The sequence below is a fragment of the Peptostreptococcus sp. MV1 genome (assembly GCF_000758885.1).
Lineage (GTDB): Bacteria > Bacillota > Clostridia > Peptostreptococcales > Peptostreptococcaceae > Peptostreptococcus.
On record NZ_JRNB01000037.1, the window covers coordinates 1 to 2,728 of the forward strand.

Here is a 2,728-nt window from a genome sequence, read left to right on the forward strand (position 1 = left end):
TGTAATCTCTATTTTTTATTTCAAAAACTCCATACTTATTTTACACTATCATGAAGAAAAGTATTAAATTATTATAAAATTTTTATAAATTTCTTTATGAATATAGACAAGGCAATAGATATGATGTATTATATGTTGAGATATGTAGATATGAATCAATTTGAAATGTGAGGTGTTGAAATGAAGCGGTTTAAGTGTAAAGAGTGTGGTTATATTCATATTGGAAACGAGGCTCCAGAAGTATGCCCAGTGTGTGCCTATGATAAGAGTGTCTTTGTAGAGATGGATCAAGTTGTTGAAGGTCAAAAAATCAATTATACTTTGATAGAGGATTTGGATGATATTTCTATAAAGATTTTAAGACAGTTGATAGATTCTACGTCTAGGTTGGCAGCAGTTGCATCTGCTATGGCCAAGAGTGCTTTTATGGAGGATGATTTGGAGAAAGAAGAGTATTTTAATAATATTGCCTTGGAGTTATTAGACCAGGCAGCTATATATATGATCTATTCAGGTGAATTTTTGGAGGTTTCATCTGGTGCAAATAAGCTTGAACTAGAGAAGAAGCTGGAAAATGAAATGAATAAAGTCGACAAGTTCATTGAGTCAATATCTGATATGGACCTAACTGAGGTTGTGGATGTTCTAGAAGATAATAAGAAAAATTTAAAGGCATTGATGATTTAGCTAGTGGCTAGGGGAGGAAATAATGAGTCAAGTTAGAGATAGGTTTAGTGAGCATCCTTCTTTGAGGTTTGCCACTATGATACTGGGACTGAGTATTTCGGCGGTAGGTGTAAATGGTTTTTTACGTCAAGCCCACCTTTTAAGTGGAGGTGTAACAGGATTTGCAACTGCTATAAACTACTTAACTGGTATAAATGTTGGTATAGGAACCTTTATACTAAATATACCGATTTTTTTGTTGGGATTTATATATTTAAAGAAGGAATTCTGTATACTTAGCTTATTTAATATGATGATATATTCCCTAATACTTGGTTTGACCCAAGATGTAGGAACTATTATACCGATTGATGATATGTTTTTGCAGACTATATTTGGCGGATTTTTAAATGGTATTGGTATAGGCCTTGTCTTTAGGGCTAGGGCATCTACTGGTGGTACGGATATAATCGCTGCAATATTGAAAATGAAGAAAAATATTGAAATAAAAGATACCAGCTTTGCTTTTAATGTGATAGTCGTAATGGTTGGAAGTATATTGTTTAGCCTTAGGTTGGGACTGTATACCCTAATAGGTTTTTACATTAGCTCCTTGGCTCTTGGATTTATTAAGGATGCTATGAACTATCAGAAGTCGCTGATAATTATATCTGAGAAGCCAGACTTGATAGCTGATGATATTATGAAGGCAATGATAAGAGGGGTAACCTTTATACATGCAGAGGGTGCCTATACAGGAGCAAGTAAAAAATTAATCTATACTATAGTATCTTCAAATGAGATACCTAAAATTAAGGAGATAGCCTTTAAAATTGACCCAAGGGCATTTATAACTATCAATGATATCACAGAAGTCAAGGGTAGGGGATTTAAGTCTAAGGACCTATAATATTTTAAGGCTTGTCTGTGGATAAAATCCTTTTAAAATATTAAAAAATATTATATAATTAGTATAGATGTCTATTGAACGGAGGGGTTAGTTTGAGTATATCAAATAATTATGTAGAATTGTATACCAGTTATATAAATGAAATTGATGATATAAAGAAGAATTTAAAGTTATTTAAAATAAAGAAGAGCAATGCCTTGAAAAAGGGAATATTTGCTAGTGATGAAGAAGTCTATGAGCTAGAAAAACTTTTATTGGGGGAACCTTCTGATAAGATAAAGGAGAGGTTGGCTGCCAATAAGGAGGAAGAGATATATATCGAGTCCAAAAAGGAAGAGCTGGTTAAAAATGAAAATTTAGCGGATATAGTTGGCTTCCTTGATGATAGCGAAGAAGATAGGTTGAATTTGGCTAGAGAAAATGATATGGTTCAAATTTATAAATTCTCTAATGGAGATATGTATATTGGTAGGCTTTTGGACGGCAAGATGATAGGTGTTGGTTCATATATATTCCAACCTGATGAGAGCGATGACTCAAGTATTAATACTGAATATATAGGTAATTTCTCCAATGGAGTCAGAGAAGGTAGAGGGTCCTTTACTTTTTCTAATGGAAATGAGTATGTAGGTAACTTCAAGGATAATAAGAGTAGTGGAATTGGCCGCATGAAGTATAACAATGGAGATGAATATCTAGGGAATTGGATTGATGGCAGAAAAGAAGGACTAGGTATCTATACTTGGAGTGATGGCTATATATTTATTGGCGATTTTAAGGATGGTAAGATGGATGGAAAGGGTTCATGCTTTAACTCAAAGGGAGAACTCATCTATGATGGTGAGTGGAAACTAGGTCAGATACATGGTAAGGGCAAGTATATCTGGAATAGGAACAAGTGGTATGAAGGCGATTTCCAGCAGGGAGAAAAGCATGGCGAAGGAACTTTCTATTTAAATGGAGATCCTGTTTATCAGGGTACTTGGAAATTTGACAAGCCATCTATATTTGATAAGTCATTTGAAGATATTATAGCAGCTATGCTATAGGTATACTTTTGTAAGTCAAAGGATATCCTAGTTTTTAGGGTATCCTTATTTTATGTATGACGGGCATGCCGTCAGTCTGTGGTGAAAGTCCACGTAGGGCGTA

3 protein-coding genes are annotated in these 2,728 nt (G+C 34.2%); all 3 read left to right on the top strand.

Going from position 1 to position 2,728, the window contains the following annotated elements; all coding sequences use genetic code 11:
* Positions 1-180 precede the first annotated feature (180 nt).
* The gene (locus HMPREF1639_RS08925) at positions 181-687 is read left to right on the top strand and encodes a rubredoxin-like domain-containing protein (RefSeq protein ID WP_052045392.1); all 507 of its coding nucleotides are present in this window, start codon (positions 181-183) and stop codon (positions 685-687) included.
* Positions 688-709: 22 nt separating this feature from the next.
* Complete coding sequence (locus tag HMPREF1639_RS02695; protein ID WP_036763003.1) at positions 710-1,576, top strand: YitT family protein; 867 nt, start codon at positions 710-712, stop codon at positions 1,574-1,576.
* A 92-nt stretch (positions 1,577-1,668) separates the two neighbouring features.
* Positions 1,669-2,625 carry an MORN repeat-containing protein gene (locus tag HMPREF1639_RS02700; RefSeq protein ID WP_036763004.1) on the top strand — a complete coding sequence of 319 codons (957 nt, stop codon included), beginning with the start codon at positions 1,669-1,671 and terminating at the stop codon, positions 2,623-2,625.
* The last annotated feature ends 103 nt before the right edge of the window (positions 2,626-2,728 follow it).